18 protein-coding genes, 1 tRNA gene and 2 pseudogenes are annotated in these 18,870 nt (G+C 68.8%); 13 read left to right on the forward strand and 8 right to left on the reverse strand.

The features are described from left to right. The 3 genes and pseudogenes from G4Q83_RS10615 to G4Q83_RS10625 form a co-directional block, all read right to left on the reverse strand. The gene (locus G4Q83_RS10615) at positions 1–759 is read right to left on the reverse strand and encodes a hypothetical protein (protein ID WP_246432352.1); all 759 of its coding nucleotides are present in this window, start codon (positions 757–759) and stop codon (positions 1–3) included. An 80-nt stretch (positions 760–839) separates the two neighbouring features. Beyond that, positions 840–1,089 (reverse strand): annotated as a pseudogene (locus G4Q83_RS10620) (helix-turn-helix domain-containing protein); the annotation flags it as partial. Positions 1,090–1,228: 139 nt separating this feature from the next. Beyond that, a tRNA-Gly gene (locus tag G4Q83_RS10625) sits at positions 1,229–1,302 on the reverse strand. Here G4Q83_RS10625 and G4Q83_RS24090 point away from each other — a divergent pair. Then, a complete protein-coding gene (locus tag G4Q83_RS24090; RefSeq protein ID WP_281402000.1) occupies positions 1,288–1,416 on the forward strand; it encodes a hypothetical protein in 129 nt (42 codons plus the stop codon). The genes G4Q83_RS10625 and G4Q83_RS24090 overlap by 15 nt on opposite strands. A 137-nt stretch (positions 1,417–1,553) precedes the next feature. Here the strand turns inward: G4Q83_RS24090 and G4Q83_RS10630 are convergent, their stop codons facing one another. Next, complete coding sequence (locus G4Q83_RS10630; protein ID WP_128419240.1) at positions 1,554–3,374, reverse strand: autotransporter outer membrane beta-barrel domain-containing protein; 1,821 nt, start codon at positions 3,372–3,374, stop codon at positions 1,554–1,556. Positions 3,375–3,539: 165 nt separating this feature from the next. Between G4Q83_RS10630 and thiS the strand changes: the two genes are divergently transcribed. The 4 genes from thiS (at position 3,540) to G4Q83_RS10650 (ending at position 7,332) form a co-directional block, all read left to right on the forward strand. Next, entirely contained in the window at positions 3,540–3,740 is a 201-nt protein-coding gene (gene thiS / locus G4Q83_RS10635) for a sulfur carrier protein ThiS (protein ID WP_128419241.1), read from the forward strand. Positions 3,741–3,806: 66 nt separating this feature from the next. Continuing rightward, complete coding sequence (locus G4Q83_RS10640; protein WP_128419242.1) at positions 3,807–4,601, forward strand: thiazole synthase; 795 nt, start codon at positions 3,807–3,809, stop codon at positions 4,599–4,601. Positions 4,602–4,611: 10 nt separating this feature from the next. Continuing rightward, positions 4,612–5,397 (forward strand): tRNA (guanosine(46)-N7)-methyltransferase TrmB, encoded by a 786-nt coding sequence (gene trmB, locus G4Q83_RS10645; RefSeq protein ID WP_128419243.1) that lies wholly within the window; start codon positions 4,612–4,614, stop codon positions 5,395–5,397. 66 nt (positions 5,398–5,463) lie between these two features. Then, complete coding sequence (locus G4Q83_RS10650; RefSeq protein ID WP_128419244.1) at positions 5,464–7,332, forward strand: SLC13 family permease; 1,869 nt, start codon at positions 5,464–5,466, stop codon at positions 7,330–7,332. A gap of 172 nt (positions 7,333–7,504) precedes the next feature. Here the strand turns inward: G4Q83_RS10650 and G4Q83_RS10655 are convergent, their stop codons facing one another. Then, positions 7,505–7,843, reverse strand: a complete 339-nt coding sequence (locus tag G4Q83_RS10655; RefSeq protein ID WP_128419245.1) for a Rieske (2Fe-2S) protein — start codon at positions 7,841–7,843, stop codon at positions 7,505–7,507. 176 nt (positions 7,844–8,019) lie between these two features. On the opposite strand from G4Q83_RS10655, the gene G4Q83_RS10660 reads away from it, so the two are divergent. From G4Q83_RS10660 to G4Q83_RS10680, 5 genes and pseudogenes are all read left to right on the forward strand, one after another. After that, on the forward strand, positions 8,020–8,295 hold the full coding sequence (locus tag G4Q83_RS10660) for a hypothetical protein (protein WP_128419246.1): 276 nt from the start codon (positions 8,020–8,022) through the stop codon (positions 8,293–8,295). Positions 8,296–8,401: 106 nt separating this feature from the next. Beyond that, positions 8,402–9,112, forward strand: a complete 711-nt coding sequence (locus G4Q83_RS10665; protein WP_128419247.1) for a fumarylacetoacetate hydrolase family protein — start codon at positions 8,402–8,404, stop codon at positions 9,110–9,112. Between the two features lie 158 nt (positions 9,113–9,270). Continuing rightward, complete coding sequence (gene mscL, locus G4Q83_RS10670; RefSeq protein ID WP_128419248.1) at positions 9,271–9,675, forward strand: large-conductance mechanosensitive channel protein MscL; 405 nt, start codon at positions 9,271–9,273, stop codon at positions 9,673–9,675. 164 nt (positions 9,676–9,839) lie between these two features. After that, positions 9,840–11,252, forward strand: coding sequence for a M28 family peptidase (locus G4Q83_RS10675; RefSeq protein ID WP_128419249.1), 1,413 nt, complete (start codon positions 9,840–9,842; stop codon positions 11,250–11,252). A 66-nt stretch (positions 11,253–11,318) separates the two neighbouring features. Beyond that, positions 11,319–12,357 (forward strand): annotated as a pseudogene (locus tag G4Q83_RS10680) (LacI family DNA-binding transcriptional regulator). A gap of 133 nt (positions 12,358–12,490) precedes the next feature. Here the strand turns inward: G4Q83_RS10680 and G4Q83_RS10685 are convergent. Next, positions 12,491–13,327 carry a TrmH family RNA methyltransferase gene (locus G4Q83_RS10685; RefSeq protein ID WP_128419250.1) on the reverse strand — a complete coding sequence of 279 codons (837 nt, stop codon included), beginning with the start codon at positions 13,325–13,327 and terminating at the stop codon, positions 12,491–12,493. A gap of 605 nt (positions 13,328–13,932) precedes the next feature. Between G4Q83_RS10685 and G4Q83_RS10690 the strand changes: the two genes are divergently transcribed. Further along, on the forward strand, positions 13,933–14,937 hold the full coding sequence (locus G4Q83_RS10690; protein WP_246432353.1) for a hypothetical protein: 1,005 nt from the start codon (positions 13,933–13,935) through the stop codon (positions 14,935–14,937). 50 nt (positions 14,938–14,987) lie between these two features. On the opposite strand, the gene G4Q83_RS10695 is transcribed toward G4Q83_RS10690, so the two are convergent. Further along, a complete protein-coding gene (locus G4Q83_RS10695; protein ID WP_128419252.1) occupies positions 14,988–15,545 on the reverse strand; it encodes a GNAT family N-acetyltransferase in 558 nt (185 codons plus the stop codon). A gap of 167 nt (positions 15,546–15,712) precedes the next feature. On the opposite strand from G4Q83_RS10695, the gene G4Q83_RS10700 reads away from it, so the two are divergent. Beyond that, a complete protein-coding gene (locus tag G4Q83_RS10700) occupies positions 15,713–16,459 on the forward strand; it encodes a polysaccharide deacetylase family protein (RefSeq protein ID WP_128419253.1) in 747 nt (248 codons plus the stop codon). After that, entirely contained in the window at positions 16,456–17,574 is a 1,119-nt protein-coding gene (locus G4Q83_RS10705) for a glycosyltransferase family 4 protein (protein WP_128419254.1), read from the forward strand. The genes G4Q83_RS10700 and G4Q83_RS10705 overlap by 4 nt, the downstream gene beginning before the upstream one ends. Before the next feature lie 142 nt (positions 17,575–17,716). Here G4Q83_RS10705 and G4Q83_RS10710 read toward each other — a convergent pair whose 3' ends face one another. Beyond that, a complete protein-coding gene (locus G4Q83_RS10710) occupies positions 17,717–18,562 on the reverse strand; it encodes a C1 family peptidase (RefSeq protein ID WP_128419255.1) in 846 nt (281 codons plus the stop codon). Between the last annotated feature and the right edge of the window lie 308 nt (positions 18,563–18,870).

Consider the following 18,870-nt stretch of genomic DNA (forward strand, 5'->3'; position numbering starts at 1 on the left):
TCACTGTCCGACAATAGGCCGTTTGTCCAACACTGGTGCCGTGCCGTGCTTGGCTCGATACATTTGATTAATTGTCTCGTTGAGACGCAATGCCTCAGCTTCAGCGAGCATTCTTTGATCGGTGGTGAGAGGCATAGAAATCATCAAATCCCTAGTGATTGCAGCTCGCGCATCACCTCGCATCTCAGCAACACGCGAAACGGCATAAGCAGCAACCGGATCACCATTGGGGCTTCCGCCCTGATAAGAAGCAAGCATATTGAGCGCGAAGAGATCCCCTTCAGCACCTGCTTCTACCAAACGTTGCTGAGCCAGAGGATCCGTGGGGAGCAATCTTGCATCCAAAATAGTCTGTGCTACTTTGTCACCTGCTGCAGACGCCTGCTTCAAGAGCGCTTCCGGTGCAACCATATAGGCTTCAAGTTGCTTCTCATTTGGAAAGCCATGACGATCAAGCCATCGCTGCTCTGCCTTACTCTCAGCGTATCCAGGATCATTTTCAAAGCTCATGCCGTCTCTTGTTCGGGGCACCTCAGGAAAAGGATGCCTAACAGAAAGAGATTGAGTCTGGGACGCAGGATTCGCAGCAGATTCAGATGCAACTTCCCCCTGGTCAGACGTATCAACCTGAGAATGTTTTTCTTCGGACGAAGTTACTCGCGCAGCGACTTTGCCATCACGAGACTGATGCGCCCACACAATACCAATAGCAGCAAGCGCAAATACTAAAACAATAAACCCCAATACTTTCTTGTTCATATCAACCTTCTAGGTAAATCCATTGCAACATAGCGCGCAACTTTCCCAAGCGTAAATTTTTTGACACGCTTAACTCAATGTCAATATTGGAATAGAAGCTTCGCCTGCGACCAGGCTCGTCTTACCAGTTCTTCCGCCACACTGCGTTGTTCGTCTACGGGAAGCTTGGCCAGGGCCATGATGGCTTCGGCCACCTCATCGATCTCAGCACAAAACGCCGCCAATGGCACCCCCAAGGCATCGGCCAAGCGCTTGGCGGTGCGCAGGTGCACTCGTTGACCCATGTTCGTAGCGGTTGATGCGCGTGCGAGCCACCTCAGTTGCGATCCCAGGGCGGTCTCAAGAATCAAGTGCAACACGTGATTTGAATGCCAGGATTTCCTTCTCCAAGACCACGCCTCCGCGATAATTGCGGAGCGCACTGGATTTTGCGGAGCGGTCCATTCTGCGCAAAACCTATTGTGGCAATTGGAGCGGGTGAAGGGAATCGAACCCTCGTCAGTAGCTTGGGAAGCTACAGCTCTACCATTGAGCTACACCCGCGTCGCCAACGCAGTCTATGCGGTGGGCCGGCGGTTGCGCAAGAAAGCCGCGTACATCCGCGACCGCAGCGTGCCGCTTGGGCGCGCGTACGCCGCGCCAGCCGCTGCTGCCTGACCGCACGACGTCCGTTCCCGGCGCCGCAACGCCTCGCTGTGACGACGGGGACGCGCGGCCCACGGCAAGCCTGGCGCCCTGCCTGGCGCCCTCCTTGCCGCAGGCCGGGCGCCAGGCAGGACATGCGCTTCAGAAACTCAGAAGCTGCCGCCGACGTTCACGAACAGCGAGGTGTCGTGCGCGCGATCCTGGCCGGTGGCGGCGGCGATGCCGACGTTGCTCTCCAGGCCCCACAGCTTGGTCCGCGCACCCAGCACCACTGAGGCATAGTTGCGGTCGATGGCCAGGCCCGGCACCGCGTAGGCGCCTAGTTCGGACATGGTCTGCAGCCACGCGGTGGCTTCCTCGCCCTTCTTGAACTCGTGGTCGTAGGTCGCCTGCAGGTACGGCTTCACCGCGCCGGCGTCGAGGCTGGCCTTCCAGCCGACCCGGCCGACCAGCGACTCGACGTCACGATCGTAATAACCCAGCGCGCTGGAGTTCGGGTTGCTCTCGGTGTAGCCGTCGAGCTTGACCTTCTGCCAGATCGCCGCGGCCACCGGGCCGTGCTTGAACGCGCCCTCGCCGAACTCGTAGCCGCCCTGCAGCGCCGCGGTCAGGTTGCTGCCGTCCGGCGAGCCGTTGTGCTCGATGGTGGCCAGGCCCAGGTTGACCTTGCGCTTCACGTCGTAGCTCAGCCAGCTATAGCTGACCTGGGCGTTGACCCAGACGTGTTCGCCGTACCAGCCGGCGAAGCCGCCCAGGGTGCTGTCGTCCTGGGTGTAGTCGCCGCCGCGGTTGCCGAAATCGGCATCGACCCGGCCGAAGCCGCCGAAGCCGCCGAACACCCACTCGCCGCGCAACCAGTCCACGCCAAACAGGCCGGCCGGAGCCAGGCCGTCGTACAGGTCGCCGTGCTGGTAGCGCTGCATGTCGCCGCGCAGGTTGCCCCACCAGCGCATGCCATCCGCGTCCGGGCGGCCGTCGACGTGCCAGGCAACCTGATCGGCGCGGGAGCGGCCGGTGACCTCGGCCGAGTGTGCCAGCACCTGCTGCAGACGCGGGCCTTCCAGAATCGACAGCGCGTACTGCGCCAGCAGTTCGTGGGTGCGGCCGGTGGGGTGGATGCCATCGGCGAACACGTAGGTGTCGGCGGCGTTGGCGCTGACGTAGCTGGTCGGGTTGCAGGTCAGCGACTGCGCAGTGATCTGCGGCTGACAGGCGGTGCCGGCGACGTTGCCGAAGCCGTAGGTGGACGGGCTGGCAATCACTTCCTGCAGCAGGTGGAAGCTGTCCACCGGGATGACCCGCAGCCCGGCGCTCTTGAGGCCGGAGAACAGCGCGCTGTTGTAGCTGCTGGCCAGCGCGGTGCCCTGCGCCATCGCCGCCGCGCCGCCGGCGCGGAAGCGCGGGGTGAGGCCGACATCGGGAATGGTGGTAACCATGACGTAGCGCGCGCCGGCGCCCTGCAAGCTGGCGACGATGCCCGCTTCCGAGGCCACCGCACTGGCGATGGTGCTCTGCGCCGGCGCGCCGCCCGCGATGGCGAGCAGATCGTTGGCGCCGCCCCACACGCTGTACAGCGCGTTCGGGTCGGCCTTGCCGCCGTTGGCGGCCAGGTAGTTGCTGGCCTGCGTCGCCAGCGACGGCGCCACGCCCAGCACGCTGGCGTTGGCCACGCCGACGCGGGCATTGCCGGCGGCGTAGTCGTCGCCGATCTGGCCGTTGCCGTTGGCGCTGGCGTTGGTGCCGTAGTAGTCGGCGAGGTACTGCGCCCAGACCCAGTCTGGATTGGTCGTGAACTGGCCGGTCACCGCACGCACCGAGGCCGGCAGCAGCGGCCGGTAGTAGCCGGCGTCGGTCAGGCTGTCGCCGAAGAACACGGTGCGGCTATAGGTTTGCTGCGCGAACGCGGGTGCGGCAGCGAGCACGATCGCAGCGGCCAGGAACGAACGGAATGGACGGATGGACGAAGTCATGGAAGCCCTCCCGGGCAATGTAATGAAATGAAAAGTGACTCAGGGCACGACCAGAACATACGCGGCCGCATGGCAGACATGATTCCACCCCTGCCCTTCACGCCCACGTTGCACTGCCGCAATCAACCGCGCGCCTGCCGGCACGCACTGCACGATAATGATGCCATGAACATCGAATTGAACGGCCAGGTCCGTCCCCTGCCTCCCCACACCACCGTCGCCAGCCTGTTGCTCGAGGAAGGGCTTGCACAGCGCCGCGTCGCGGTCGAGGTCAACGGCGCGATCGTGCCACGCGGCATGCATGCCACGCACGCGCTGCACGACGGCGACCGGGTCGAGATCGTGCATGCGCTGGGCGGCGGCTGAATCCCATGCGCCGCACGACGCGGCGCCGTCTCGGCAACGCAGGGGGCGATGGGCGATAATCCGGCGATGAACGCTCCCTCCCCTCACGACGCGCTGGTGATCGCCGGCAAGCCCTACCGTTCCCGCCTGCTCACCGGCACCGGCAAGTTCCAGGATCTGGAACAGACCCGGCAGGCCACCGAGGCCGCCGGCGCGCAGATCGTCACCGTCGCCATCCGCCGCTCCAACATCGGCCAGACTCCGGGCGAGCCCAACCTGCTCGACGTGCTGCCGCCGCAGCGCTACACCATCCTGCCCAATACCGCCGGCTGCTACAGCGCCGAGGACGCGGTGCGCACATGCCGTCTGGCGCGCGAACTGCTCGACGGCCACAACCTGACCAAGCTGGAAGTGCTGGGCGACCAGCGCACCCTGTTCCCGGACGTGGTGCAGACCCTGAAGGCCGCCGAGATCCTGGTCGCCGACGGCTTCGAGGTGATGGTCTATACCAGCGACGACCCGATCCTGGCCAAGCGCCTGGAACAGATCGGCTGCGTGGCGGTGATGCCGCTGGCCGCGCCGATCGGCTCGGGCCTGGGCATCCAGAACCGCTACAACCTGCTGGAGATCATCGACAACGCCAAGGTGCCGATCCTCGTCGACGCCGGCGTGGGCACCGCCTCGGACGCGGCGATCGCGATGGAACTGGGCTGCGACGGCGTGCTGATGAACACCGCCATCGCCGGCGCGCGCGATCCGGTGCTGATGGCCGGCGCGATGCGCAAGGCGGTCGAGGCCGGGCGCGAAGCGTTCCTGGCCGGGCGCATCCCGCGCAAGCGCTACGCCAGCGCCTCTTCGCCGGTCGACGGGCTGATCGGCTAAGGCCGCAGGCATGACCGATCCGTTCTCCAGCGCCGGCGCCAAGACCCCGGCCAAGCCCTTCACCGTCGAGGACGGTCGCCGCCAGGTGCGCAGCTTCGTGCTGCGCCAGGGCCGCTTCACACCCGCCCAGCAGCGCGCGTTCGACGACCTGTGGCCGCGCTTCGGCCTGGACTACGCCGGCCAGCCGCGCGATCTCGACGCTGCCTTCGGCCGTGCCGCGCCCAAGGTGCTGGAGATCGGCTTCGGCAACGGCGAGGCGCTGCGCCATGCCGCGCGCCACGACCCGGCGCGCGACTACCTCGGCATCGAGGTGCACGCGCCCGGCGTGGGCCGCGTGTTGAACGCGCTGGCCGCCGATGGCAGCGCGCACGTGCGCCTGTACCACCACGACGCTGTGGAAGTGCTGGAACACGAGATCGCCGACGGCGCGCTCGACGAGGTCCGCATCTACTTCCCCGACCCGTGGCACAAGAAGCGCCACAACAAGCGCCGCCTGCTGCAGCCGGCGTTCGCCGCGCTGCTGGTGCGCAAGCTGCGCGCCGGCGGCCGCCTGCATGCCGCCACCGACTGGGCCGACTACGCCGAGCAGATGTGGGACGTGCTCGATGCCGCCGAAGGCCTGGTCAACCGCGCCGGCCCGCGCGGCCACGTGCCGCGCCCGGACTGGCGCCCGCAGACCCATTTCGAGACCCGCGGCCAGAATCTGGGCCATGGCGTTTGGGATTTGCTGTACGACCGGGAATCGGGAGTGGGGAATGGGGAATCGGAGCAGCAACCGCCCCCAGCATCCGCATAGCGCCAGCCTGCGTCAGACCGTCGCTTCTGCCATTCTCCATTCCCGATTCCCCATTCCCGGCCCCGCATGGACATCGCGCTGACGCTGACCACCGACATGAAGCTGGTCCTCGGGCTGGTCGGCTTCACGATGGCGATGTTCGTGTTCGAGCGCATCCGCGCCGACGTGGTCGCGCTGGTGGTGCTGGTGGTGCTCGGCGTGACCGGCCTGATCGCGCCGGAGGAACTGTTCAGCGGCTTCTCCGGCAACGCGGTGATGAGCATCATCGCCACCACCATCCTCGGCGCCGGGCTGGAGCGCACCGGCGCGCTGAACCGGCTGGCGTCGTGGCTGCTGCGCCGCGCGCACGGCGTGGAGGAGCGGCTGATGCTGTTGACCACCGGCATCGCCGGGCTCAATTCCTCGTTCATGCAGAACCCGTCGGTGATGGCGCTGTACCTGCCGGTGGCCTCGCGCCTGGCCGCGCGCACCGGACTGACTCTGCAGCGCCTGCTGCTGCCGATCGCCGCGGCGATCGTGATGGGCGGCGCGCTGACCATGGTCGGCAACTCGCCGCTGATCCTGCTCAACGACCTGCTGCAGTCGGCCAACAACAACCTGCCCTCGGGCATGGCCACGATCGAGCCGCTGCGCATGTTCGCGCCGCTGCCGATCGGCGTGGCGCTGCTGCTGGCGTCGCTGGTCTACTTCCGCGTGCGTGGCGACAGGACGCTGATGGAAGAGGAGCAGCTGATCAACGACGGGGTCACCCCGGCACGCACCGAGAGCTATTTCGCGCGCACCTACGGCATCGAAGGCGACGTGTTCGAACTGATCGTCAGCGCGGACAGCCCGCTGGTCGGCATGACCCTGGGCGAAGCGGAGACGGTGCACGACGCGCCGCTGCTGCTGGCGCTGAAGACCGGCAACGACACCCGCCTGGCGCCGCCGGCGGACATGCGCATCTGGGTCGGCAGCGTGCTCGGGGTGATGGGCGCGCGGCAGCAGGTGGCCGATTTTGCGCAGAACCAGTTCCTGCGCTTGTCCTCGCGGCTGCGCAACCTCGGCGACCTGTTCAACCCCAGCCGCGCCGGCATCTCCGAGGCGGTGATCCCGCCGACCTCGCGCTTCATCGGCAAGAGCGCGGCCGAGCTGCGCCTGCGCAAGCAGGCCGGGATCAGCCTGCTGGCGATCAACCGCGACAAGCAGGTGATCCGCGAGGACGTGCGCAAGGTGCACCTGCGTGCCGGCGACATGCTGGTGTTCCACAGCATCTGGCAGGACCTGGCCCAGGCCTCGGAAAGCCGCGACTTCGTGGTGGTCACCGACTATCCGAAGGGCGAGCACCGCCCGCACAAGTTCAAGATCGCGATGACCATCTTCGCCCTGACCATCCTGATCGCGCTGACCTCCAAGCTGCCGGTGGCGCTGACCCTGATGACCGGCGTGGCCGGCATGCTGCTGACCGGCGTACTGCGCATGGACGAGGCCTACGCCTCGATCAACTGGAAGACCATCTTCATGATGGCCGGGCTGATCCCGCTGGGCTGGGCGATGGACAGCAGCGGCGCAGCGGCCTGGGTCGCCGGCCACACCATCGCGCGGTTGCCCGAAGGCATGCCGGTCTGGGCGCTGGAGATCGCGCTGGCGCTGTTGACCACCGCGTTCTCGCTGGTGATCAGCCACGTCGGCGCGACCATCGTGATGGTGCCGATCGCGGTCAACCTGGCGCTGGCCGCCGGCGGCAATCCCACCGCGTTCGCGTTGATCGTGGCGCTGTCGGCGTCGAACAACCTGATGACCGCGTCCAATCCGGTGATCTCGATGATCACCGGCCCGGCCAACTACCAGCCGCGCGAACTGTGGCGCGTCGGCGCGCCGCTGTCGCTGATCTATACCGCGGTGGTGGTGCTGATGGTCAACCTGATGTCGCTGGACTGGTGGCGCGCGTTCTGACGCCGGTTTTCCCGGCGGTCGTACGGAGCGGCTCCAGGTGGCCTCGGGCCAACGGTCGCGACGAACGCAGCGATGGACTTTTCCGGCTTCGGATGCAACCGCGGCCGTTGCCCCCTCCAGGCACCATCGCCGGTGGCGGCGCACGAAGCGCATCGCGTTGGAAGAGGCGGTCTCAGGCCAGCAGCACCTGCCCCTCGCGCACCATCACCTGCACTGCGCGCAGCGTGTCGCCGCGGCACGGCCCGGACACACAGCCGCCCTGCTGCAGTTCGAAGGCGGCGCCATGCGCGGCGCACACTACATGGCCTTCGCGGCTCTTCAGAAATTGCCCAGGCGCCCAGTCGAGCCGGCGCCCGGCATGCGGGCATATGTTCAACCAGGCGCGCACCGCGTCGCCGTCGCGGTACAGCAGCAGCGATTCGCCGACGCCGCCCACCTGCGCCTCGACTTCGACGAGCGCGCCGGGCTCGATCTGGTCCAACTGCGCCAACACGGTGGAAACCTCGGACATGGAGGGCGGCAGGCGGAAAGGACCGTCATTGTCGCATGTCCGTACCGCGCCGGCGGCGACATGCAAGGCATTGATCGGAAAAGCGTCGATTCAAATATTAATGAAATTTTCACTCTGTCGGTTGGAACAGCGCCGATACTGCGCGGCACCGGTTCCAACTGACACAGACTTTTGCCATGCATGCACGCGTCTTCAATTTCGAGCATTTTCGCCACGTCTTCGCGCCGCGCAAGCCGCGTCACCCGCTGGTGAAGCTGGCGTTCGGCCTGCTCGGCCTGGCGATCCTGGCCGGGCTGGTGTTCGTCAGCGTCTTCGTCGGCGCGGCGATGATCCTCGGCGGCATCGCGGTGAAGCTGCTGAGCCAGCGTGGCAACAAGCGTCCGCCCAGTTCGCGCCAGCATGTGGTCGACGGCGAGTACCGCGTGGTGCGCAAGCCGGCGTTGCCGCTGTAGGGCCGGGAGTGGGGATTGGCCAAAGCGATACCCGCGCGCCTGCTGGAATTGGGTTGAACCCGACGCGTTGGAGTCCTGCATCCTGCTCTTCTTGGATGCGTGCGCCATGAAAGACCTGTTCGCCGCTACCGAAGCTCCGCGCGTGCCCGTGTGCGGGCAGGGCCTGTTCCCGGTACGCCGCATCTACTGCGTGGGCCGCAACTTCGCCGACCATGCGCGCGAGATGGGCGCCAACGCCCCCGCCTCGAAAGCCGAACGCGGCCAGCCGACGTTCTTCATGAAGCCGGCCGATGCGCTGGTGATCGGCAACGAGGCCATCCCCTACCCGCCCGCGACCCAGGACCTGCACCACGAAGTGGAACTGGTGGTGGCGCTCGGCCAGGATGCGCCGGCCGGCGTGCTGCGCGTCGCGGAGGCCACCACGCTGGTGCTCGCCTACGGCGTCGGCCTGGACCTGACCCGCCGCGATCTGCAGGCCGCGGCCAAGGCCAAGGGCCTGCCGTGGGACATCGCCAAGGGCTTCGACCATTCCGCGCCGATCAGCGAACTGATCCCGGCCGGCGAAGTCGGCGCGCTGGAGGCGTTGAACCTGTCGCTGGAGGTCAATGGGCAGGTGCGCCAGCAATCGCTGCTCGACCAGATGATCTGGAACGTGCCGGAGATCCTGCACGCGCTGTCCAAGCTGTTCGCGCTGCGTGCCGGCGACTTGGTGTTCATGGGCACGCCGGCCGGCGTGGCCGCGCTGCGGCCCGGGGATCGTTTCAGCGCGCGCCTGGAGAACGTCGCCGAGCGCCATGGCGTGATCGTCGGCGCCTGAGCGATGCCGGCGCGGCCGCAGGTTGCGCGGACCGCAGGCCGACAACGGCGATGCCGCTGTGCGGCGCGCACCGGTTGCAGCGGCTCGATCCGCTGCCGATACGTCTGCGCTATTCTTGCGCGGCGGCGATAGGTCCGCGAACGATTGAGGAGTTCCTGATGGGCATGGTTCGCGAGTTCAAGGAATTCGCCATGCGCGGCAATGTGCTGGACTTGGCGGTGGGCGTGGTGCTCGGCGCTGCGTTCGGCAAGATCGTCACCGCACTGGTGGAAAAGATCATGATGCCGCCGATCGGCGTGCTCGCCGGCGGCGTGGATTTCTCGCGTTGGGCGTGGACGCTGAAGGCGGCGACGGTGGACGCGGCGGGCAAGGAGGTGCCGGCGGTGGCGATCGGCATCGGCGATTTCCTCAATACCATCATCCAGTTCGTGATCGTGGCCTTCGCCATCTTCATGCTGGTCAAGGCGATCAACCGCATCGCGCGCAGGCAACCGCCGGCGCCCAAGGCCCCGAGCGAGGAAGTGGTGCTGCTGCGCGAGATCCGCGATTCGCTGAAGCGCTGATCCGCACCGGCTCGCGGGCGCAAAGCCGCCTGGCCTGGGGCCATCGGCCGCGACCAGGCAGCAGCGGCCAGACGCCGCCGCGCCTGCGGACCGCGTCCCGCGGAAAGCGCAGACATTTGCGGGCCCCGCCAATATGCTGGGCGTCCCCTGTCGCGGAGTCTTCCATGCGCCGTCTTGCCGCCGTCATCGCCGCCGTGCTCGCCACCTCGCCCGCCAGCGCGGTCGAGGCCACCCGCATCCCGCAGGCGGCGTTGCCCACCGCCGCCACGCTGCGCGAGCAGGCCCTGGCCGACGACACCGGCTGGAAGGTGGTCGAATCGCTGACCACCGAGATCGGCCCGCGCATCGCCGGCGGCGAGGCCGATGCGCGCGCGGTCGCCTGGGCCAAGGCGAAGTTCGAGGCGCTGGGCTTCGACAAGGTGTGGACCGAACCGGTGACGTTCCCGAAATGGGAACGCCGCAGCGAGCATGCCCAGGTGCTTGGCGCGAACGCGCAGCCGCTGGTCGTCACCGCGCTGGGCGGCAGTCCGGCCGGCACGGTCGAGGCCGAGGTGGTGCGCTTCGCCGATCTGGCCGCGCTGCAGGCCGCGCCGGCCGGATCGCTGCGCGACAAGATCGCCTTCGTCGACTACCAGATGGCCAGGACGCGCGACGGCAAGGACTACGGCAACGCCGGTGCGGTGCGCAGCAAGGGGCCGTCGGAGGCGATCCGCAAGGGCGCGGCCGGCTTCGTGATGCGCTCGGCCGGCACCGATTCGCATCGGGTGCCGCATACCGGCATCACCCGCTTCGAGGACGGCCTGACGCCGGTGCCCGCGGCGGCACTGTCGGTACCCGATGCCAACCAGTTGGCGCGTCTGGTCGCACGCGGCCCGGTACGCCTGCGCCTGGCGCTGGATTGCGGCTGGGATGGGCAGGCCGCCTCGTACAACGTGATCGGCGAGATCACCGGGCGCGAAAAGCCCCGGGAAGTGGTGGTGATCGGCGCCCACCTGGATTCATGGGACCTGGGCACCGGCGCGATCGACGACGCTGCCGGCGTCGGCATCGGCATGGCCGCCGGGCACCTGATCGGCCAGCTCAAGCGCGCTCCCAAGCGCACGATCCGCGTGATCGCCTTCGCCAACGAGGAGCAGGGCCTGTACGGCGGCAAGGCCTACGCGCAGGCGCATGCCGAGGACGTGGCGCTGCACCAGATCGCCGCCGAGAGCGACTTCGGCGCCGGCCGCATCTATGCGTTCAATACCGGCTCCGGCGACGCCGCCGCGTCGCGCCAGGCGACCGCACAGATCGCCGCGGCGCTGGCGCCGCTCGGCATCGCCTACGCGCCGGACCGCGGCGGCCCCGGCCCGGACCTGGGCCCACTGGCGGCCAAGGGCGGCGCCTGGGGCTGGCTGGCGCAGGACGGCAGCGACTATTTCGACCTGCACCACACCGCCGACGATACCCTGGACAAGATCGATCCCGAGGCGCTGGCACAGAACGTCGCCGCCTACGCGGTGTTCGCCTACCTGGCCGCGGAGGCCGACGGCGGCTTCGGCAGCCAGGCCAAGGCAGTGCCACCGCCCAGGGAGTAGGCTGAGGGCGCGCGCCGCGGGGATGCGTGCAGGCGTTCCTTCTTCGCAGCAGCGCCAGAACCCACGATGGCAAAATGGCAAGGTCGCGCAGGCAGCGCGGTGACGCTGCTGGATGTGGCCCGGCATGCGGGCGTGTCGCCGATGACTGCCTCGCGCGTGATCAACCGCCATCCGCGGGTGGGCGCGGCGCGGGCGCGTCGAGGCCTCGATCAAGGCGCTCGGCTACCGCCCCAACCCCGCCCGGCGCTCGCTGCGCACCGATCGGCGTGCTGTACAGCGATCCCAGCGCGGCCTATCTCAACCAGTTCATGCTCGACATCCTCGAGCAGAGCAGCCTGGACGGCAGCCAGGTGCTGGTGGAAAAGAGCGACGACATCGGCAGCCAGGCGCACCGCCGCCCAACGCCTGCTGGACGCCGGCGTGGACGGGGTGATTCTGCCGCCGCCGCTGTGCGACTGGCGGCAGACCATCGAGGAACTGGACGCGCGCGGCATCCCGGTCGTCGCCGTGGCCACCGGCACGCTGATGCACAGGGGTCAGCTCGGTGCGCATCGACGACTACCAGGCCGCCTGCGCGATCACCCGGCACCTGATCGAACTCGGCCATCGCGACATCGGCTTCATCCGCGGCGATCCCAAGCACACCCCGAGCGCGCTGCGCAGCCGCGCGTTTTTCGACACCATGGCCGCGGCCGGCCTGGCGGTCGCCCACGCGCGCGTGGCCGAAAGCCTGTTCACCTACCGCTCCGGCCTGCTCGCCGCGACCGCGCTGCTGCATGCCGCGCCACGGCCGACCGCGATCCTGTGCAGCAACGACGACATGGCCGCCGCGGCGATGGCCATCGCCCACGGCCTGCGCCTGCCCGAGGATCTGTCGATCACCGGCTTCGACGACACGCCGGTGGCGACCACGATCTGGCCGGAACTGACCACCATCCACCAGCCGGTCACCGCGATGGGCCGCGCCGCAGCGACCCTGCTGCTGGCCGAGATCGGCCAGCGCCGCGACGGCCTGCCCAGCCGCGGCATCCACCAGGTCATGCGCTACACCCTGGTCAGCCGCGTCTCCAGCGCGCCGCCGGCGCGGAACGTGGCCCCGCCCTAGCCGCGCAGACTGGCGCGGCACCGGGGCGCGCGCGCGGCCCCGGTCACCGTCGGATGCGCCGGCGGGACGGCCGCACGCGCCGGCATGCCGCCGGCGAGCGATGCCGCGACCGGTCGGCAGCACCGCAGCGCCCTCATCGCGACGCGCCCGGCGCCGGGTGGCGGCTGCGCCAGCTGCCCAGCAGCACCGCGGTGGCCGCGGCGACGTTGAGGCTCTCCACCGCGCCACTGCCGGGAATCGACAGCCGCAGTTCGCAGGCCTGCGCGAACGCCCGGTCCATGCCTTGGCTCTCGGCGCCCATGACGTAGACCAGGCGCGGCGGCAACGCCGCGGCGAACACGTCCTCGCCCCCCTCCACCAGCGTCGCCGCCACCGCGAAACCGGCGCCGCGCAACTGCACCAGCGCCTGCGCCGTCGCCGGCAGCCGCACCAGCGGCAGCGCCTCGGCACCGCCCTCGGCCACCCGCGCCGCCGCGCCGGACAGGGTCAGCGTCGCGCTGTCCGGCAGCAGCACCGCGGCCGCGCCGAAATGCGCGGCGGAGCGCAGGATCGCGCCGAAATTGTGCGGATTGCCGACGCCGTCCAGCCATAGCGCCAGCGCCGGACCGGGCGCCAGCGTCTGCCGCCATGCCGCCAGCGACAGCGGTTCCTCGCGCAGCACGTCGGCGACCACGCCCTCGTGATGCGCGCTGGCGGCCAGCTTGTTCAGATCGGCCTCGTCCACCACCCGGTAACCGACGCGATGCGCCACGCACCACTTGAGCAGCGGCTGCAGCGCCGGAATCCGCGCCTCGCTCAGGTACAGCTTGCGCAGCGCCTCGGGCCGCCGCGCATGCATGGCGCGCACCGCGTTGAGGCCGTACAGGCGCAGCTCGCCGCGATTGGCGTCGGCCGCGCGGGGCGCGGCGGCGCGGGCCGGCTGCACCGGCGGCCGCGGGCCGCGCGGGCGGTTGTCCCAGGGCGAGGTCATCGCGGCGCGCCCGGCAACGGCCTGAGCGCGGCGCAACCGCACCGCCTGCCGGCAGCGCTCGGAAAAGGAAGGACATCGCGCATGGGGTCTCCTGAAAGCGCTTGGGCCGCATGCCGGGTCGGCACGGTGCGCCGATTTTCGCTCATCCGGGGCCAGCAGGTGGCAGCGGCGTGCCGCGCCACCGCATACGCGCGCCCGCGCGGCGCCGACGCCGGCACTTGTCTACCGCGCACCCCGCAACACCCAACGCCGCTCCGATGGTGACCGTCAACCAGTTCAACCATCGCCGCGGACCATGCCGTATTCGCGCCGATCGATGCGGAAATCCTACAAGCGCGACGCCTGCACATGATTCATCGTCGTCGCTCCTTCGGCCACCACACAGGCTCCTATCGAGACAGCCCGACCGCCGCACCACCTCACTTCGCACACGGGAAGCCGGCGTCCACGATCCGGCCTGCACCTGCATCGCGCTGCGGTGCGGTGCGGTGCGGCCACGCGGTTTCCCGAGAACGCTCTCGCATTCTCACGACAAGACGATTCCCATGAACTCCGACTCCCGTACCACTCCATCGGCAGCACCCCGCCATGCCCGCGTTGCCCTGATGTGGCTGCTCTCCCTGCTGGGCCTGGGTGGCGCCGACACCGCGCTGGCGCAGGAGCACTCCCCCGATGCCCGCCTCGCCCGGGTCGCCAGCCTGCGCACCGAGCACAAGCCCGCGGGCGTCCCCGGCGACTACGTACAGACCCCGTTCGGCTACTTCCCGCCGGCCTGCGTGCAGCACCTCGGCCGCGGCGCGCGCGTGCTCGACGACGGCAGCCTGCAGCGCGCCGACGGCGTGCGCGAACGCGCGCAGGTGTGCACGCAGGACAACTTCACCCCCGACGGCACGCGGGCACGGCCGGATGGCCGCGACCTCGCTGGCCGCCAGGTTCGCGGCGGCGCCGCGCTGGCAGCGACCGAGTCCCGGCGCGCGCTGCCGCCGCCGATCACCCACGACTGGGTGCAGGCCGCCGGCTACAACACCGGCACGCCGATCGGCCGCATCGTGGCCAGCTGGACGGTACCGCCGAACCCGATCAGCGCCTCGGGACAGACGGTGTACTTCTTCCCGGGGCTGCAGAGCGATACCCCGGTGATCCTGCAACCGGTGCTCGGCTACCGCGGCAACAACAACACCTGGGATCTGAGCAGCTGGAACTGCTGCAAGGACGACACCGTGTGGTACAGCGACTTCATCCCGGCCAAGGCCGGCGATCAGATCGTGGGCGACACCTACGCCACCTGCTCCACGCCCGGCCGCACCTGCTCGAGCTGGAACATCGACACCCGCAACCTCACCAGCGGCCGCAGCGTCAGGCTCAGCACCACCTCCTCCGGCAATCTGAACCTGGTGGTGGGAGGCGCGCTGGAGGTGTATTCGGTGACCAATTGCGACCAGTACCCGCCCAACGGCAGCATCAGCTTCGCCCGGATCGGGGTGTACGACTACAATTTCAATCGGGTGCAGTCGCCGCCGTGGCAGTCGATCGCCGACAGTTCCAGGCTCGACGTGCAATGCAACTACTCGGTGAACACCACCGCCACCTCGGCCACCATCACCTACTGAGCGATCCTGCCTGCCGTGCCGCCGCCACACCACTGGCGGCGGCACGGCGTTCATGGCACCGGCCAGTGGCGGCCGAACAGGCACAGATCGTACACCTGTCCTGGCCGTACCGGCATGCTGCAGCGCATGCCCTCTTCCACGAAACCGTTCTTCTGCAGTACCCGCGCCGACGCCAGGTTGCTGTCCAGCACCGATGTTTCGACCCGGCGCAGGCCCAGGACCGGCACCGCCCAGTCCTGGTAAGCGGCGACAATGCGGGGCATATGGCCCTTGACCCAGTGCGCGCGCCCCAAGCAGTCGCCGAGCTCGGCGCTGCGGCGCGCCGGGGCCGGCACCGGGCGCAGCGCGATGCCGCCACAGGCCTCGCCATCGATCTCGATCGCCAGCACCGGGTGGCGTAGGTCGACCGCGCACCCGTCCAGGAACGCCTCGCCGTCGGCGCGGGGACAGGGATGCGGGAAGCGGGTGCTGAACCCACGCGCCGCCTGGGCGTCGCCGGCATGACGCAGCAACGCATCGAGATCGCCATCACGCCAGCGGCGCAGTCGCATGCTGCCGGCGTGCAGTTGCAGGTCGCGCCACACCGTGGCGCCGGCGGCATCGGACATCGCCCGCCCTCGTGCAGGCGGGTGCCCAGCATCACCGGCGCAGCGCGCAGGCCGCCGCCGCACCGGCCATGGCGACAGGCGGGCGCGGTGGCGGAGAGGGCGACGCGACAGGCAGCCGAAAGGGGCGGGTGCGATAGTATGGAAGCCCTTACCAGCGAACCGTCACGATGTCCCCCGAGAGTTCCACCGCCGCGGCACGCATCCCGATCTTCATGTACCACAACATCGCGCCGGCGCCGCGCCAGTTGCAGGTGTACCGCAGCCTGTACGTCGCGCCGGCGCGCTTCGCGCGGCAGATGCGGCTGCTGCGCCGGCTGGGTTACCGCGGCGTCTCCATGTCCGACGCCATGCCCTACCTGCGCGGCGAGCGCCAGGGCCGGATCGCGGTGGTGACGCTGGACGACGGCTACGCCGACAACCTGCATGCGGCGCTGCCGGTGCTGCAACGGCTGGGGTTCACCGCCACGGTGTACGTGGTCAGCGGCTGCATCGGCCGCCACAACGCCTGGGACGCGCAGAAACTCGGCATCGAAAAGCCGCTGATGACCCTGGCCGAGCTGCGCCAGTGGCGCGCCGGCGGCATGGAGATCGGCGCGCATACCCGCTCGCATCCGCGCCTGACCAGTTGCAGCGACACCGCGCTGGACGAGGAGACCGGCGGCTGCAAGCGCGAACTGGAGGACCTGCTCGGCGAGCCGGTCACCCAGTTCTGTTATCCGTACGGCGATATGGACGAGCGCGTCGCCGCGGCGACGCGCGGCGCCGGCTACGTCGCCGCGACCAGCACCCGCCGCGGCCGCGCCGTGGTCGGTTCCGATCCCTGGCGCTATCCGCGGATCCATGTGGCGCGGCACCATGTGCTGCCGCAGTTCGCGCTGCGCGCGCTGACCGGCTACGAGGATCGGCGCGCGTGAACTTCCTGTTCGTCGGCACCAATCCCGAGAACACCGGCGCGGCCACGCACTTCGTGGCACTGGCGCAGGCCCTCAGCGGCGCCGGCCACGGCGTGGAGGTGATCGCCTGCCGCGGCGGGCTGATCGCCGGCGCGCTGAGCCGCAGCGGCATCGACGTGCATTTCGGGCATTTCCGCAATGCGCTGGATCCGGCCGGCTATGCGCCGCTGCTGCGCCTGGCGCGCCGCCGCAAACCGGATTGGCTGGTCGGCAATTTCGGCAAGGAGTACTGGCCGCTGCTGCTGGTCGGGCGCGCGCTCGGCATCCGCGTGGCGCTGTTCCGCCACCGCACGCCGGCGATGCGCGCGCTGTCCGGCTACGCGATCCCGCGCCTGGCATCGCGCTTCTTCGCCGTGTCGCGCTATGCGCGGCAGGCCTACCTGCAACGCGGCACCCCCGAGGCGCTGGTGCAGGTGCTGTACAACCCGGTGAACATGGACAGCCTGCGCCCGGACCCGCAGCGCGGCCGCGAGATCCGCAGCGAGCTGGGCCTGCCCGAGGACGCGATCGTGCTCGGCTACAGCGGCCGCCTGCATGCCGGCAAGGGCATCTTCCCGCTGCTGGAAGCGGTGTCCGCGGCGATGGCGATCGAGCCGGCCCTGCATTGCCTGTGGCTGGGCGACGGACCGGATGCGGCGCGCTTGCAGGTGCAGGCCGCCGCCGGGGCCAACGCCGATCGGCATCGCTTCGTCGGCTGGGTCAACGACACCGCCCCTTACTACAATGCGATGTCGATGCTGGCGTTTCCCTCGCTGGCGCCGGAAACCTTCGGCCGGGTCTCGGTGGAAGCGCAGGCCAGCGAAGTGCCGGTGCTGGCCAGCCGCATCGGCGGTGCGGTGGAGACGCTGGATGCGGACGTCAGCGGCGAACTGCTGCCGCCGGGCGACGTGGCCGCCTGGCGCGATGCGATCCTGCGCATGTGCGATGCGCCGCGGCGCCAGCGCATGGGCCAGGCCGGTCGCCAGTTCGTGCAGCGCCACTTCGCCGGCGCGGTGATCGCCGCGCAGTTCGTGCAGTTGCTCCAAGCCCGCTGCGCGCCGCAGCGACCGACGCCGGCGCAACCCGGCGCGCATTGAGCCGGGTCGGCCCGCCGCCCAGGCGCGGCCGCCCAGCGCCGGCGGCCCGCCCCGGCGCGACCTGAGGGACCGGCCGGCGCTGCATGCCGGCCGTCGCTTGCATCGGTGCGCCGGCAGCGGCTTGCGTCAGTCGGGGCTTGCGTCAGTCGGCGATCACCGCTTCCAGGACGTCGTGTTCGACAACATTCCAGGCGACGACGCCATAGCCGTTGCTGCCCCATTTGGGGCCCCAATGATTCTCGACGATCAGGCCGTCGCTGTTGTAGCCGACGGCGAGAACCTCGTGCCCGCCACTGAGCGCGCCGGTGGTATCGCGATCGATCGTGTTGCTTCTGGAGAGGTTCCTGAAGCCGGGGCGCAACACCATTCCAATGGCGACCGGCCGGTATTGCGATATCGCCAGCTTCAACGCTGCGGTCAGATCCGGGCCGCCGCCGCCATTCTCGTTGGCGAACAGCACCTCGTATTCCTTGAACAACTGCCACTTGTAGCGTGCGGCGTTGCTGCGCTCGGCCTTGGTGGGCAGATCCATATAGTCGAAGTCGCCCTGGCTGTAATCCTGCGCGGTGTCGATGCCTTGATCGATCGCGAGGTTGAGTGCGTCCACCGCATAGGCGCCCGCATCGACGCCCTGGTCCCTGCCCGGATTGATCTGCGAATAGACATACATCGGGGCGAACAGCACGACGCTTTTTTTCCTCCAGTTGGCATACCAGCCGGCCATGTCGTGGCCAATGGTCCAACCCACGCACGAGTTGACGTTGCCTTGATTGCCGGGCGCCACGGCCCATTGGCTCAGATCGAAACTGGCCGGCGGCGTGGACTGGGAACTGCTCTGGGTGGTGGCCTGCGGCATGACCACCGCCTGTCGCGTCTTCGGCGGCAGCGCACCAGTGCCGTGTTCCATGCTCTCGGCCAGCGCCTGGGACATGGCCGATAAGCCGGCGATGCCGATGAGGCCCGATAGGATCAGAAGCTTTTTGGTCATGGCGTCTCTCCTGGTGTTGTGGGGTTTTTGCAGGGATGCGCAGTGCCCCCGGCCATATCCGGGCCACCGCGACGCGGTTTCCGGCACCGGCCGAAATGTTTGCAGGCTTTCGTTTTCGCACATTCGGACAGGAACGCCAATAAACGACGCAATGGAGTCCAGCGTGGGGGATTGCGTAGCGCGTGCGACAACAAAGCGGAGTGCCAATAAAACGTTAAGAACGAAGTGCCGGCCGTGACGTAGGCGTGCGTGCTCGAGCGTGCCGCGCTCGGATGACCGATGCGGCATAGGGTAGAAGCAAGCTGAAT

The organism is Xanthomonas theicola (assembly GCF_014236795.1).
Classification (GTDB): Bacteria; Pseudomonadota; Gammaproteobacteria; order Xanthomonadales; family Xanthomonadaceae; genus Xanthomonas_A; species Xanthomonas_A theicola.

Excerpts from the sequence above, each read along its gene's own strand:
- mscL (WP_128419248.1), top strand. The coding sequence starts at position 9,271 with ATGGGCATGGTTCGCGAGTTCAAGGAATTCGCCATGCGCGGCAATGTG.
- G4Q83_RS10675 (WP_128419249.1), top strand. The coding sequence starts at position 9,840 with ATGCGCCGTCTTGCCGCCGTCATCGCCGCCGTGCTCGCCACCTCGCCC.
- G4Q83_RS10685 (WP_128419250.1), bottom strand. The coding sequence starts at position 13,327 with ATGACCTCGCCCTGGGACAACCGCCCGCGCGGCCCGCGGCCGCCGGTG.
- G4Q83_RS10690 (WP_246432353.1), top strand. The coding sequence starts at position 13,933 with ATGTGGCTGCTCTCCCTGCTGGGCCTGGGTGGCGCCGACACCGCGCTG.
- G4Q83_RS10665 (WP_128419247.1), top strand. The coding sequence starts at position 8,402 with ATGAAAGACCTGTTCGCCGCTACCGAAGCTCCGCGCGTGCCCGTGTGC.
- G4Q83_RS10700 (WP_128419253.1), top strand. The coding sequence starts at position 15,713 with ATGTCCCCCGAGAGTTCCACCGCCGCGGCACGCATCCCGATCTTCATG.
- G4Q83_RS10630 (WP_128419240.1), bottom strand. The coding sequence starts at position 3,374 with ATGACTTCGTCCATCCGTCCATTCCGTTCGTTCCTGGCCGCTGCGATC.
- G4Q83_RS10655 (WP_128419245.1), bottom strand. The coding sequence starts at position 7,843 with ATGTCCGAGGTTTCCACCGTGTTGGCGCAGTTGGACCAGATCGAGCCC.
- G4Q83_RS10710 (WP_128419255.1), bottom strand. The coding sequence starts at position 18,562 with ATGACCAAAAAGCTTCTGATCCTATCGGGCCTCATCGGCATCGCCGGC.
- thiS (WP_128419241.1), top strand. The coding sequence starts at position 3,540 with ATGAACATCGAATTGAACGGCCAGGTCCGTCCCCTGCCTCCCCACACC.
- G4Q83_RS10640 (WP_128419242.1), top strand. The coding sequence starts at position 3,807 with ATGAACGCTCCCTCCCCTCACGACGCGCTGGTGATCGCCGGCAAGCCC.
- trmB (WP_128419243.1), top strand. The coding sequence starts at position 4,612 with ATGACCGATCCGTTCTCCAGCGCCGGCGCCAAGACCCCGGCCAAGCCC.
- G4Q83_RS10615 (WP_246432352.1), bottom strand. The coding sequence starts at position 759 with ATGAACAAGAAAGTATTGGGGTTTATTGTTTTAGTATTTGCGCTTGCT.
- G4Q83_RS10650 (WP_128419244.1), top strand. The coding sequence starts at position 5,464 with ATGGACATCGCGCTGACGCTGACCACCGACATGAAGCTGGTCCTCGGG.
- G4Q83_RS10695 (WP_128419252.1), bottom strand. The coding sequence starts at position 15,545 with ATGTCCGATGCCGCCGGCGCCACGGTGTGGCGCGACCTGCAACTGCAC.
- G4Q83_RS10660 (WP_128419246.1), top strand. The coding sequence starts at position 8,020 with ATGCATGCACGCGTCTTCAATTTCGAGCATTTTCGCCACGTCTTCGCG.